Here is a 13,523-nt window from a genome sequence, read left to right as displayed (position 1 = left end):
GGAGCTAACAAGAGAGTAAATGTTAAATAGGAAAATCGTTGTATTGATTTTCCTATTTATTTTTAACGCAAAAATTAATCGGTGATCTATTTGGAAAAATGGCGCTAATTGTATTTTTTTAAATAACGCTCAAGATAGAATAAGGCACTGATATTACGCGCTTCATTGAAATCAGGGTGTTCAAGTAACTCCATCATGCGTGCAATTGGCCATCTAACCTGTTGTAAAGGCTCTGGTTCATCCCCTTCTAGCTTTTCATGGTAGAGGTCGCTTGCGATGAGAATATTCATCTTACTAGAGAAGTAAGAGGGTGACATGGTGAGTTTCGCCACTTGTGTGATGTGATTGGCACCAAAACCGATTTCTTCTTTTAACTCGCGTTGTGCTGCTTCTATTGGGGTTTCACCGGGATCGATAGCGCCTTTAGGGAACCCTAATTCGTAATCTTCAATACCGACAGCGTATTCACGGATTAGGATCAAACTATCATTGATGATAGGAACAATGAGTACGGCCTCACGTTTCCCTGGACGCATCCTTTCATAAATGCGTTTTTCGCCGTTGCTAAACTCGAGGTCAACAGATTGGATACTGAATAACTTGGAATGAGCAACATCCTGAATATTCAAGATTTTTGGCTTTTTAAGCTCAGTCATAACAATTCCCGAATAGGGTGAGTGAATAAAAATATCAGCGACGCTACAATGTCGCTATTACACTGTTGTTAACTATGACCCATATCAAAAAAAATTGATAGAGATTATCGGGTTGATAAAATGCTGTTAGTATACCTATCGCACTTCTAGTTGTGTGAGAGGTATGATAATAAGGTACAGTGCTTCGTCTCTTAGGTTTTATATTAAAATGGCGTACTTAGCATGTATACAAACATACAACTTGAATTATTTTATGTATATATGAAGTGTATAAAAAGAGCACAGATTAATAAATAAAATTTTTTAATTACAACATATTGTAAATTAACATAAAAACTAAAAATAGAATAGGAATTGGCTTATATAGCGATAGCGCCGTGATTGCTATGCTTTTCTTGATATTATTTCACTGGGGAAAAAATGCTTACTTACGTCATTATAATGGCTATTTTTATAATTAGCCTAACTATAATGGCTTCCTTTCTGTATTTCAGGCGGGGGCGGAATTCTGGTGTCTATCAGATCCCTTCTCAAGCTGAGCCATCTTACCGGAAGATGATAGATAACGACTATCAAATCATCTCTCAGTACTTACGTACCAACCCTTTTCCTTCCCAAAGCGCTGAGCAAACACCGTGGCAATTGAAGAAAAATGCCGTGATCGCAACGGTGTGTAATTCAGTCACTCGATTTAATTTGCGGCAAGAGCAAGCGAATAGTTGGCGTTATTTTATTGATACCATTGAAGTTAAACTTCCCCACCAGCTTGAACCTTATTTACAGCAAAAAAATGTGATGGAGTTAGTTGAAACTAACCATCTACCATTAATTATTTCTCTAAATAATTTCTCGTTAAAAGATTTTAATTATGAGTGGACCTCTGATGATATTCAGGAAATTGTTACCCCTGAAGCGGCAATTCATGAAAGAGGAGAACCTAATGTTCAAGTATTGCGTGTTCGCAAAGAAACTATTGAGGAGCATCGGCTAAATCATTCCTCTGGTTGGCTAGGCACTTTACTGATTTGTTTGAGCTTTTTACTTGGGTATTTAGCACTAATTGCCATTCCTTTTTTGCAGTCATGGGGGGTTGTCGGAGCCTTTTTCTGTTTTGTTGCGGGCCTATTGGCTCTCTTTCGCTTACGTGTCTTCCCTAAGAAATTACAAGATGTGCAGTGCGTTTTTGGGCAACCGAAACGGTGGGAACTGTATGGGGAATTAGATAAAAGGCAATCATCGACCGTCTCTATAGGGGGGATCGATCTCTATTACCCTTCCCATTGGGAACCTTATATCCACCATGAGTTAAACAAAGCGACTCAGATAGACATGTACCCGTCAGGGCAGGTTTTGCGGCATGGGCAATTTCTATCATTGCACGAAGAGGAGCGCTATTACCCTTATCGGCGATATAAAAAAAATCTCCTGATACTCGCAACTGGTTTACTGGTTTTATTTTTGATGTTTTCCTATCAATCCATGTGCTTACCCATCAAACTCGGGTTTGCATGGCTTGAGGGTGCTGAAAAGATCAAGGTCATGAATGTGGCTGAACTGGAAACGCGAAAATTAAAAGTTGGTGATAGTTTAAGTGCGAAAGGGGTTGGGATGTGCTATCGGCCGCCTAATCTGTCTGATACGAATCATGCTCAGTTTGCGCCTTTTGATTGTTCAGGTGTGTATTGGAACAATATGAATTTGACGCCAGACCCGGAATCTGAAGTGATAGAGCGCGCAATTAGGCTACTTAATACAGTGCAAAAGCAGCTACACCCTGAAAAAAACAGTGTTGGGGTTAACCCGCGCTTACAGCGTGATATTATGAAATCAGGGATGAATATTATTTTTGATTTCTCTGAAATAATATTGAAAACCAACGAGTTATGTTACCAAGAACATGCCTGCTCTAAGCTGAAAAGTGCGCTAACCAATTTAGGCAGCACCGATGATTGGGGAACACTTGTTGTTAAAGCGTCCACAGGGAAATTAAGTGGCGCTCATGTTTTATTACGCGCAGGTAGTGCCGAGGCCTTGGAAAAGCTAGTTGAAGTCACCACATATGAATTTATCAAAGTCGAAGTTGAAAAAGAGGCTGCAAAACTGAATAGCCCTCCACCGGGTGGCGTGCTACTGATCAGTGATGAAAATAAAGCGCTCGTCGATTTTATCGTGGGGAGCACATTCAATGATATGACGCCTTTGCAACGCTGGGTGGAGCTTAAACGGATAGCGGGCTTGCTTATCAACACCCCGTTTGATGTCGAAGGTATTATCACGGATTTGTCGACGGATGCGAACGGGACATTACATATCACCCTTCATAGCAAACCGGATGAGAAGGTATTGTCGCAATATGTGATCAGTTCCTTATTCACTCTCTTTCTCGGCATTGGCGTGTTATTAAATGGTACTTTAGTCATATTCCGTATCATGAATAATAAAAAGCGATTACGTAATATTAAACGATATTATGATAAGTGCTTTGAGGCAGACAATCCCTCCAATCAAAGTTAGTTTCTAAATGATGGAGGCCTCATTTTAAAGATTGGCACTGAGGATAACATCATGAAACAATCACCTACAGAACAAGTTCGCCTAGATAAATGGTTATGGGCAGCGCGTTTTTACAAAACACGCTCGATAGCTCGCGATATGATTGATGGCGGAAAAGTTCATTACAACGGGCAAAGGACCAAGCCCGGTAAAATTGTTGAACTGAATGCGTTAATCAGGCTAAGGCAAGGTAATGATGAACGGACTGTCGAAGTATTGGAAGTGAGTGGTCAGCGCAGAGGCGCTCCAGAAGCCCAATTACTTTATCGTGAAACCCCCGAGAGCCAAGAGCAGCGTGAAAAATTGGCCCAAGCTCGGAAGATGAACGCATTAACGATGCCGCATCCAGAACGGCGACCCGATAAAAAAGAGCGTCGAACCCTGCTAAAATTTAAGCAGACAAATTCCCATGACGTGTAACCGTTGATGTTATTCGTATTTAAAAACATTTTAATCAAGGTGAGAGGTTTTTAACGAGGCCTCTCATAAGCAATAGAGAGAAATTATGGCTAAACAAGACCTACTCCACCGTTTCCTTTTTGAACAGCATGCTGTACGTGGGGAGATGATCACTGTCGATGAGACATTTCAGCAGATCCTGAACAATCATGACTACCCAGATGCCGTTAAAGGACTATTAGGTGAATTGCTTGTTGCTACCAGCCTGCTTACCGCAACATTGAAATTTGACGGTGATATTACTGTACAAATCCAAGGTGATGGCCCAGTGAATTTGGCTGTTATTAATGGCAATAACTTACAACAAATGCGGGGTGTTGCACGTGTTGATGGCCCCGTAGTTGCTGGGAGCACACTAAAGCAGATGATTGGTAATGGCTATATGGTCATTACTATCACACCCAATCAAGGGGAGCGTTATCAAGGGATTGTTGCAATCGAAGGTGAAACGCTAGAAGAGTGCATTGATGATTACTTTATGCAGTCAGAACAGTTACCAACGCGCTTGTTTATTCGCGTTGGTGAATCACAAGGTAAAGCGATTGCCGGCGGCATGTTACTGCAAGTACTCCCTGCTGCGGATGAAGGTAGCCATGATATCTTTGATCACTTAGTGCAGTTGACCGCGACCATTAAAGGCGAAGAGTTGAGTGAGCTGGATGTCAAAGAGGTGCTACATCGTTTATATCATGAAGAAGATGTCACGCTATACGACCCACAATCCGTTGAATTTCGTTGCACTTGCTCACGGGAGCGTTGTGAAAGCACATTAATGACTTTACCTGAAGAAGATGTTATCGATATATTGCAAAAAGATGGAAAAATTGATATGGAGTGTGAATATTGTGGCTCACACTACGTATTTATTGAATCCGATATTCAAGGGTTGAAAAATGAGCAAAATCAGCAACTTCACTGATACGATTTAGCAACCTAATTATGTGACGAGGGTGCAATTTTGCACCCTTTTTTTATAATTTTAAAGGCTTATTACGTGCTCTAAGTCTCATAATGAATTAAAAAAAATTATACATTTTCAATTCTTTGATAGCTATCGCTGTTAATTAGTCGTAAAGAATTATGATCATCTGTAGATTAGTTATGATTACCAGGAGCAATAATAATGAGCGCTAAAAGTATTACCCCGAAGGAACTCGAACAATATGGCATTCATGATGTAGCCGAAGTTGTCTATAACCCTAGTTATGAACTGCTATTCAAGGAAGAAACTAAACCTGGATTAGAAGGCTATGAGCGTGGCACAGTGACCACGTTAGGTGCTGTTGCGGTTGATACCGGTATTTTTACTGGTCGTTCACCAAAAGATAAGTACATTGTGCGTGATGATGTCACCCGTGATACTGTCTGGTGGGCTGATCAGGGCAAAGGTAAAAACGACAACAAACCAATGACCCAAGAAGTTTGGAGTGAATTAAAACATTTAGTGACAGAGCAGCTATCAGGTAAACGTTTGTTTATCGTTGATGCATTCTGTGGCGCGAATGCGGACACTCGCTTAAAAGTGCGTTTTATCACGGAAGTGGCATGGCAGGCGCATTTCGTTAAAAACATGTTTATTCGCCCAACTGACGCAGAACTGGTTGGTTTTGAGCCAGACTTTATCGTTATGAACGGTGCAAAATGCACTAACCCAAATTGGAAAGAGCAAGGTCTGAACTCAGAAAACTTTGTGGCTTTCAACCTAACAGAGCGCATGCAGTTAATCGGTGGTTCTTGGTACGGCGGCGAAATGAAAAAAGGTATGTTCTCAATGATGAACTACCTGTTGCCACTTAAAGGCATCGCATCAATGCACTGTTCTGCTAACGTTGGTGAAAAAGGCGATGTCGCTATTTTCTTCGGCCTGTCTGGTACAGGTAAAACAACATTGTCTACAGATCCAAAACGTAAGCTAATCGGTGACGATGAGCACGGTTGGGATGACGATGGTGTGTTTAACTTTGAAGGTGGTTGCTATGCAAAAACTATCCACCTTTCTAAAGAAGCTGAGCCAGATATCTATGGTGCCATCAAACGTGATGCTCTGTTAGAAAACGTCACGGTACTGGCGGATGGTAGCGTTGATTTTGACGATGGTTCGAAAACAGAAAACACGCGTGTTTCTTACCCAATCTACCATATCGAAAACATTGTTAAGCCAGTCTCTAAAGCGGGTCACGCGACGAAAGTCATTTTCTTAACGGCAGATGCGTTTGGGGTGTTACCTCCAGTTTCACGTTTGACGCCAGAGCAAACACAGTATCATTTCCTATCTGGCTTTACGGCTAAATTGGCAGGTACTGAGCGTGGTGTCACTGAACCAACACCAACCTTCTCTGCCTGTTTTGGTGCGGCATTCCTATCACTGCACCCAACACAATATGCTGAAGTATTAGTTAAGCGTATGGAAGCTGCCGGCGCGAAAGCTTACTTAGTGAATACGGGTTGGAACGGTACTGGTAAACGTATTTCTATTAAAGATACGCGCGCTATTATTGACGCTATCTTAAGTGGTGATATCGAAAAAGCAGATACCATTAAGCTGCCAATCTTTGATTTGGAAGTTCCAACAGCATTACCGGGCGTTGATACCAATATCCTTGACCCTCGTAATACCTATGCTGATAAATCACAATGGGATGAGAAAGCGAAAGACTTGGCTGATCGTTTCGTGAAGAACTTCGACAAATATACTGACACGCCAGCAGGTGCAGCATTAGTGAAAGCAGGCCCTAAACTGTAATGGGTTTGTTGAACAAATAATTATAAGGCCCTGAATTCAGGGCCTTTGTTTTTTATTGAGTGGGTAAATCTGCATGCAGTCATCTATTAGTCAGCCGCAGGTAAATCAAACAGTAAAATTTCGCTGTCTTCACTCGCTGTCATTGTGAGGCTAGCTTCTTGCCAGATCGCTAAGCCATCGCTGGTTGTGGCAGTTTGGCCATTAACCTCGATGTTGCCTTTAACCACTTGGATCCAAACAACGCGTTTGTCGGCAATCGCATAGGTTTGGGTGTCATTGTTCGATAACGCCCAACGCCACAATGTCATGTCTTGATACACTTTTAGCGAGCCATCTCTCGCATCAGGTGATAGCACCAGCTGTTTCCCATCCTTTGAATCAAAACGTTTTTGCTCATAACGTGGCTCGATACCGGCCTTTTCCGGCAAAATCCAGATTTGATAAAGGTGAAGGCGGTTTTTATCATCAGGGTTGTACTCAGAATGACGTACTCCCGTACCCGCACTCATTATTTGAAATTCACCGGCTGGGATCTGCTCCATATTGCCCATGCTGTCTTTATGTTCAACGGTGCCTTCTAGAACATAGGTGAGGATCTCCATATCTTTATGAGGATGGGTACCAAAGCCTTGCCCTGCATCGATAACGTCTTCGTTGATGACACGGAGCGCAGAGAAGCCCATAAATTGCTTATCATAATAATTGGCAAACGAAAAAGTATGCCAGCTATCTAGCCAACCATGATTAGCATGGCCACGTTCATTTGCTTTGCGTAAATAGATCATTGTGTCATCTCCTTAAAAGCCTATCGCCAACCGATGTTGGAACAGTGCTAAATTTGTTGATGACAGTTTAAACAATTTAATAATAGAGAGAAGCCGTTACGATTGACCATAGAATTCAAAAAGTTTGAACAAGATCAGGAGATAAAAAAGTAGCCAGCACAAGGCTGGCTAAACTAAACACTGGAAGCAATGTGAGCAATGTCGTACTGCCAAGACAGTGACTGTATCAGTGATGTCGAGGTAGTGATTTGATGATAATAGTTATCACTATCGTTTGTAAAGTGTTTTTTTTAATCAAAATCGTATAAATTACAATAAAAATCGCAATTATATGATTTCTATCAAATTAAATAATATCCATTATTTTTCAATGGATTAACTTTTTATAGGTTCAGCGAGATTTTTGAACGATACATAGGGAAAGTAGGGGTATTATTGAGGTTAGAATGCCTCGCTATTACCCCGTTTAATCATGTTTATGCAAAAACCATTGCGTGGCTTTAAATGATTTTTTGCGTAGGTTACGCCTTTAAATAGTTTATTGCTCTGTATGTAACGGCAGATTTTCCGCGCAAGCTGCAGCCGAACTCCACGCCCATTGGAAGTTATAACCGCCTAGCCAGCCTGTGACATCCAAAACCTCACCGATGAAATATAATCCTTCTGTTTTTAGTGAGCCCATCGTTTTCGATGAAATTTCGCGGGTATCAACGCCACCTAAAGTGACCTCAGCGGTACGATAGCCTTCAGTACCATTAGGTTGTATTTGCCACTGATGTAAGTTGTTATGCAGTGTCTCAATTTGTGGGTGGGTAAGTTGTTTAAGTGCGCAATCAGGTATCTGGCCTAGCGTTTGCAAAACTTCAACTAACCGTTTTGGTAATAATTTGGCGAGTGTTGTTTTAAGGGATTGGTTTGGATGTGTTTGCTTTTCTTCAGCCAAATAATCCGTCAGAGAGTGTTCAGGAAGTAAGTTAATACTTACAAACTCTCCGGGGTTCCAATAATTGGAGATCTGTAAAATAGCGGGGCCAGATAGGCCACGGTGAGTAAAAAGAATATTTTCTTTAAATAAAGTACCATCGGCGGAGGTAACGGTTGCTGCAACAGAGACACCCGAGAGGACTTGTAGCGTCTCTAACAGCGGCTTATGCAGTGTAAAAGGAACTAACGCTGCGCGGGTCGGTAAAATCTGATGACCGAACTGTTCGGCAATTCGATAACCAAAAGGTGTCGCTCCTAGTCCGGGCATGGATAGGCCGCCCGTTGCGACAACAAGTGAGTGTGCACTCACTTTATTTCCGTTCACTGTTACCACAAAACCGTTGTCTATTTTTTCAACGCCAGTCACTTCGCTACGCAATTTTATGGTGATATTGGGTAAGCGGCACTCTTCTTCGAGCATATCAACAATATCTTGGGCGCTATTGTCACAGAATAATTGGCCTAATGTTTTCTCGTGGTAAGGGATATTATATTTATTAACCAACGCAATGAAATCCCACTGTGTATAGCGAGCAAGTGCTGACTTACAAAAGTGAGGGTTGGCGGAAAGGTAATTACTGTGTTCGGCATAGATATTGGTAAAGTTACAACGCCCGCCTCCTGACATGAGGATTTTTCTGCCAAGTTTTTTTCCGTTATCCAAGACTAGTGTATTCAAACCACGCTTCCCTGCGAGTGATGCACAAAAAAGTCCTGCGGCACCTGCACCCAGAATAATGACGTCATAATTTTTCACAATAAGAAATTCTCTATCTGTTTGATTTTAAAAGACACTACAATTTTATGAGTGGCTAGAGTTCGTTAAACTTTTATCGTTGCGATACCATGTATCGTGTAACAACTGATGAAAAGTATTGAATACATATTATAATTAGGGTCTGCTGAACTTTTAGGCTTATTTTTTGGTCAGTGATTAATCAATGACGCTGACTCAAAATTGGTTTTAGGGTTTTTCTAAAAGATCAGCGGTTCGTTCGATATTCGCCAAAAAAGATGAATTTACTCTGATTTGCGTGAAATTCTAACGAAAAAGAGAAAAAAAATCAGAATAAAAACAAATTGTGTAATATGCTGATAATTATAGGATAATAATCATGTTGTACTTTTTTCAACAGTAGTGAAATCAAAAAAAGGTTAGATTTTGCTTCCACCGCTAGCGTTTGTCACTGATAATGCGCCGCGTTCATGACCAACATAAAATGGCTTAACGTCTATGCTACATCTTTTTACAGGTTTGGAATTTTACACCGGCCTACTGTTAGTACTGGCACTGTTATTTGTGCTGTTCTATGAGGCTATAAATGGCTTCCATGATACCGCGAATGCGGTAGCGACAGTTATTTATACCCGTGCAATGCGCGCTCAGTTCGCGGTTGTTATGGCGGGTGTTTTTAACTTTTTTGGCGTTCTGCTCGGGGGGTTAAGCGTTGCTTATGCAATTGTGCACCTATTGCCGACAGATCTTTTGCTTAATGTGAGTTCAGCTCACGGCCTAGCAATGGTCTTTTCATTGCTATTGGCTGCAATTATCTGGAACCTTGGAACCTGGTACTTTGGTATCCCTGCATCCAGTTCTCATACGTTAATCGGGGCGATTATTGGTGTTGGTTTAACCAATGCAATTGTGACTGATTCATCGGTTGTGGATGCCCTCAACATACCCAAAATGATCAGTATTTTCATGTCCCTTATCCTTTCTCCTGCTATTGGTTTTGTGATCGCGGGCTTGATGATATTTGTTCTACGCCGTTACTGGAGTGGTACGAAAAAACGTCGCCGTATTCACTTAACGCCCGCAGAGCGTGAGAAAAAAGATGGTAAGCGCAAGCCACCATTCTGGACCCGTACTGCACTGATTCTTTCCGCCGTTGGCGTGAGTTTCTCACATGGTGCAAATGACGGTCAGAAAGGCATCGGTCTTATCATGTTAGTACTGATTGGTGTTGCGCCAGCCGGTTTTGTCGTCAATATGAATTCAAGCGGTTACGATATCGCAAGAACGCATGATGCTGTTGTTCACTTGCAACAATACTATGAGACACATAAACCAGCACTCAACCATGCAATTGAAAATACACCAGCAGTGACTGGCACCGATGAAATTGGCGAAGAGTTCCATTGTGATAGCTCACGTACGGCTATCGTTCTGAGCCAAGCTCAAAAGCTGTTGAATGGCGTACAAAGCTACGATGAGTTATCACCAGAGCAACGTAATCATATGCGTCGCTTATTAATGTGTATCTCTGATACCGCAAATGCGGTTGCTAAGCTGCCAGAAACTAGCTCTCAAGATGCAAGCTTGCTGAAAAAATTGAGTAATGACTTACTGTATACCGTTGAGTATGCGCCATTGTGGATCATTATTTCAGTTGCTTTAGCACTGTCTCTCGGAACAATGTTTGGTTGGAAACGCGTTGCTGTCACTATCGGTGAGAAAATCGGTAAGAAAGGCATGACATATGCGCAAGGTGTTTCTGCTCAGGTGACTGCCGCTGTTTCAATCGGTGTTGCGAGCTACACAGGGATGCCTGTTTCGACGACTCAGGTATTATCTTCCGCAGTTGCGGGAACCATGGTCGTTGACGGTGGGGGTGTTCAGAGCAAGACAATTAAGAGTATTGCTTTGGCATGGTTATTAACACTGCCTGTTTCTATCTGTCTATCTGGTGGTTTGTACTGGATTGCATTGATGATTATCTAGAACAGTTTCACAAACTGTTGATAGAATGAATACAACATAATAGTGATGAGCTGCTCAGTTCATCACTATTTTTTTGCCTTGAAAACCGTGGAGTATCGAGTTTGTTTTTTTACCCTGCTATTAAGCAAAAATAAGTAGGTAAATTAAGCTAACAATCACTAAGATACTTAGCTGACTAATTTGTAGAAATTGTTTGCGTATCCTCTCACACCGTAATATGACCTCATCGTCAAAATGCTCAAGGTATTGCTTACTATTGATATAACGAACCAGTTTTAGCTGTTTGTTTAACTGGCCGTGGGTTGTGAAAAAGCCATTACCGTCGACAGATTGATAAAGCAACGGGTCGGTATCCCGTAGGATATAAAGCAAAACACGGATGGAAGAAAAGTAGCGTATCATATTGATGATACACAAAAAGCATAAAGCCCAGAACAAGGCAACCATACTGAACATACTCACCTCCTTAGGTATCAGCTTGCGCTGTTGCTACAAAGGAAATAAAGCAAACACAGTGTTAAGCTAGCTTATTGTTTATTGTAGGATAATAAGTTGCCTAAAAAAAGTGCAAACTCGAGGATTTTTGAGCGATTTTTATCCGAATTTAAGCTGATAAAAAAGAGATATTGGGTAAAAGTGTGTAATAACAGAATGATTATCTAAGAAATAGGCTACTGCTTGTTTATATTGAAAAATATCACACATAACTCTCGTTTATATATTAATATTGTAGAGATGATGTTATTGTTTTCTAAAATGTTATGTGATGAAAGATTCACTAGGCTAATCTGCACAGATGTGATCAAAACGACACTTATCTATCATAGTATGCAGGTATAGTATTTATAAGCGATTGGTGAGTTAAGAGGCTAAGAATAGGATAGGCTCTTAACTTATCACAAAATCAGCATTCGGAAGGAGTTTACTTTATGGCGTACAAACATATTCTCGTAGCGGTAGATTTATCACCTGAAAGTAAAATATTACTGGATAAAGCCGTCTCTATGGCAAAACCTTACGGGGCTAAAGTATCCATGATCCATGTTGATGTGAACTACTCAGATCTCTACACTGGCCTTATTGATGTGAATTTGGGCGACATGCAACAGCGTATCACGGATGAAACTCGTAATTCACTCAAAGACCTCTCCGCAGGCGCAGGTTATGAAATTCAAGAAACATTGAGCGGTAGTGGTGATCTTGGTCAGGTCTTGGTTGATGCAATCAAAAAATATGATATGGACTTAGTGGTCTGTGGTCACCACCAAGATTTTTGGAGCAAGTTGATGTCTTCAGCTCGCCAGTTGATTAATACTGTCCATGTTGATATGTTGATTGTTCCACTGAATGACGATGATGAATAATCCATTCAGTTAAAAATGAAAAACTATTCGCTAAAAACGCTTGCTTATGCAGGCGTTTTTTTTGGCTTAAAAAATTTAAATTAAGTTACTTATTGTCGGGTCAAGAAAAATTTTTTTGTATTAGAGTAAAAAAACCTTGAAACTTGAATACAAACTAGTGATATATTCAATAGGCAAATGCAAATCAACCTCACATTTCCCCAAAAATTATCACAAGAAAGAGTGAGGAATATCACAACAAAAAATTTAAAAAGGAAGATATAGATGAATTCACTATCATCGTTCTTGGAGTCTGTACAAAAAAGAGACCCTCAGCAACCTGAATTCCTCCAGGCTGTTCGCGAAGTCTTTACCTCACTTTGGCCATTCTTAGAAAATAATCCTAAATATCGTGAACAAGCACTACTTGAGCGTTTTGTTGAGCCTGAAAGAGTGATTCAGTTTCGTGTTTGTTGGGTGGATGACCAAGGTAAAGTACAAGTGAATAGGGCTTGGCGGGTTCAATATAGCTCTGCTATCGGCCCATTTAAAGGCGGTATGCGTTTCCACCCTTCAGTTAACCTTTCCATTCTAAAATTCTTAGGCTTTGAACAGACACTAAAAAATGCACTGACAACCTTACCAATGGGCGGTGGCAAGGGTGGCTCTGACTTTGATCCGAAAGGCAAAAGCTATGGTGAAGTGATGCGCTTTTGCCAAGCACTGATGACCGAATTGTATCGCCATTTAGGTGCGGATACTGACGTACCCGCGGGTGATATCGGGGTTGGTGGTCGTGAAGTTGGTTTTATGGCTGGGATGATGAAGAAATTATCGAATGATACTTCATGTGTTTTCACGGGTAAGGGACTCTCTTTCGGGGGGAGCTTAATTCGCCCAGAAGCAACCGGTTACGGTTTAGTGTATTTCACAAATGCGATGTTAAAACGCCATGGTTTAGGTTTTGAAGGCATGCGTGTAGCGGTATCTGGCTCTGGTAACGTTGCGCAGTATACGATTGAAAAATGTATGGAGCTTGGCGCAACAGTCGTCACGGCATCCGACTCAAATGGTACTGTTGTTGATGAAGCTGGCTTTACACCAGAAAAATTAGCGCGTTTGGAAGAAATTAAAAACAATTATGGTCGTGTAGAGGCCTATGCAAAAGAGTTTGGCTTAACCTACTTAGCAGGTCAGCAACCTTGGTGTGTACCTGTTGATATTGCTCTACCATGTGCGACACAAAACGAATTAGATACTGCTGCCGCAGAATTGCTG

11 protein-coding genes are annotated in these 13,523 nt (G+C 41.2%); 7 read left to right on the top strand and 4 right to left on the bottom strand.

Going from position 1 to position 13,523, the window contains the following annotated elements:
• Nucleotides 1-104 precede the first annotated feature (104 nt).
• A complete protein-coding gene (gene nudE / locus PSE69_RS17580) occupies nt 105-656 on the bottom strand; it encodes an ADP compounds hydrolase NudE (protein WP_004916049.1) in 552 nt (183 codons plus the stop codon).
• A gap of 420 nt (nt 657-1,076) precedes the next feature.
• Between nudE and PSE69_RS17575 the strand changes: the two genes are divergently transcribed.
• From PSE69_RS17575 to pckA, 4 genes are all read left to right on the top strand, one after another.
• A complete protein-coding gene (locus tag PSE69_RS17575; RefSeq protein ID WP_121874967.1) occupies nt 1,077-3,170 on the top strand; it encodes an IgaA/UmoB family intracellular growth attenuator in 2,094 nt (697 codons plus the stop codon).
• 51 nt (nt 3,171-3,221) lie between these two features.
• Nucleotides 3,222-3,629, top strand: coding sequence for a ribosome-associated heat shock protein Hsp15 (gene hslR / locus PSE69_RS17570; protein ID WP_004916047.1), 408 nt, complete (start codon nt 3,222-3,224; stop codon nt 3,627-3,629).
• 85 nt (nt 3,630-3,714) lie between these two features.
• Nucleotides 3,715-4,587 (top strand): Hsp33 family molecular chaperone HslO, encoded by an 873-nt coding sequence (gene hslO / locus PSE69_RS17565; RefSeq protein ID WP_121874968.1) that lies wholly within the window; start codon nt 3,715-3,717, stop codon nt 4,585-4,587.
• A gap of 204 nt (nt 4,588-4,791) precedes the next feature.
• A complete protein-coding gene (pckA, locus tag PSE69_RS17560) occupies nt 4,792-6,411 on the top strand; it encodes a phosphoenolpyruvate carboxykinase (ATP) (RefSeq protein WP_004916041.1) in 1,620 nt (539 codons plus the stop codon).
• Nucleotides 6,412-6,497: 86 nt separating this feature from the next.
• Here pckA and PSE69_RS17555 read toward each other — a convergent pair whose 3' ends face one another.
• Together PSE69_RS17555 and PSE69_RS17550 are read right to left on the bottom strand one after the other, a co-directional pair.
• Complete coding sequence (locus tag PSE69_RS17555) at nt 6,498-7,196, bottom strand: pirin family protein (RefSeq protein ID WP_004916039.1); 699 nt, start codon at nt 7,194-7,196, stop codon at nt 6,498-6,500.
• Between the two features lie 538 nt (nt 7,197-7,734).
• Nucleotides 7,735-8,937, bottom strand: a complete 1,203-nt coding sequence (locus PSE69_RS17550) for an NAD(P)/FAD-dependent oxidoreductase (protein WP_004916038.1) — start codon at nt 8,935-8,937, stop codon at nt 7,735-7,737.
• A 477-nt stretch (nt 8,938-9,414) separates the two neighbouring features.
• On the opposite strand from PSE69_RS17550, the gene pitA reads away from it, so the two are divergent.
• Complete coding sequence (gene pitA / locus PSE69_RS17545; RefSeq protein WP_004916035.1) at nt 9,415-10,902, top strand: inorganic phosphate transporter PitA; 1,488 nt, start codon at nt 9,415-9,417, stop codon at nt 10,900-10,902.
• Between the two features lie 120 nt (nt 10,903-11,022).
• Here pitA and uspB read toward each other — a convergent pair whose 3' ends face one another.
• Nucleotides 11,023-11,358, bottom strand: coding sequence for a universal stress protein UspB (gene uspB / locus PSE69_RS17540; RefSeq protein ID WP_004916033.1), 336 nt, complete (start codon nt 11,356-11,358; stop codon nt 11,023-11,025).
• Between the two features lie 473 nt (nt 11,359-11,831).
• On the opposite strand from uspB, the gene uspA reads away from it, so the two are divergent.
• Together uspA and gdhA are read left to right on the top strand one after the other, a co-directional pair.
• Nucleotides 11,832-12,266 (top strand): universal stress protein UspA, encoded by a 435-nt coding sequence (gene uspA / locus PSE69_RS17535; RefSeq protein WP_004916030.1) that lies wholly within the window; start codon nt 11,832-11,834, stop codon nt 12,264-12,266.
• A 264-nt stretch (nt 12,267-12,530) separates the two neighbouring features.
• On the top strand, nt 12,531-13,523 hold a 993-nt coding region (gene gdhA, locus PSE69_RS17530), incomplete at its 3' end, for an NADP-specific glutamate dehydrogenase (protein WP_272675300.1).

It is taken from the genome of Providencia sp. PROV122 (assembly GCF_028482365.1).
GTDB classification, from domain to species: Bacteria; Pseudomonadota; Gammaproteobacteria; order Enterobacterales; family Enterobacteriaceae; genus Providencia; species Providencia stuartii.
Note: the sequence above shows the minus strand (reverse complement) of the source record. Positions and strands in the feature narration are given on the sequence as shown.

Excerpts from the sequence above, each read along its gene's own strand:
- nudE (WP_004916049.1), bottom strand. The coding sequence starts at position 656 with ATGACTGAGCTTAAAAAGCCAAAAATCTTGAATATTCAGGATGTTGCT.
- PSE69_RS17575 (WP_121874967.1), top strand. The coding sequence starts at position 1,077 with ATGCTTACTTACGTCATTATAATGGCTATTTTTATAATTAGCCTAACT.
- hslR (WP_004916047.1), top strand. The coding sequence starts at position 3,222 with ATGAAACAATCACCTACAGAACAAGTTCGCCTAGATAAATGGTTATGG.
- hslO (WP_121874968.1), top strand. The coding sequence starts at position 3,715 with ATGGCTAAACAAGACCTACTCCACCGTTTCCTTTTTGAACAGCATGCT.
- pckA (WP_004916041.1), top strand. The coding sequence starts at position 4,792 with ATGAGCGCTAAAAGTATTACCCCGAAGGAACTCGAACAATATGGCATT.
- PSE69_RS17555 (WP_004916039.1), bottom strand. The coding sequence starts at position 7,196 with ATGATCTATTTACGCAAAGCAAATGAACGTGGCCATGCTAATCATGGT.
- pitA (WP_004916035.1), top strand. The coding sequence starts at position 9,415 with ATGCTACATCTTTTTACAGGTTTGGAATTTTACACCGGCCTACTGTTA.
- uspB (WP_004916033.1), bottom strand. The coding sequence starts at position 11,358 with ATGTTCAGTATGGTTGCCTTGTTCTGGGCTTTATGCTTTTTGTGTATC.
- uspA (WP_004916030.1), top strand. The coding sequence starts at position 11,832 with ATGGCGTACAAACATATTCTCGTAGCGGTAGATTTATCACCTGAAAGT.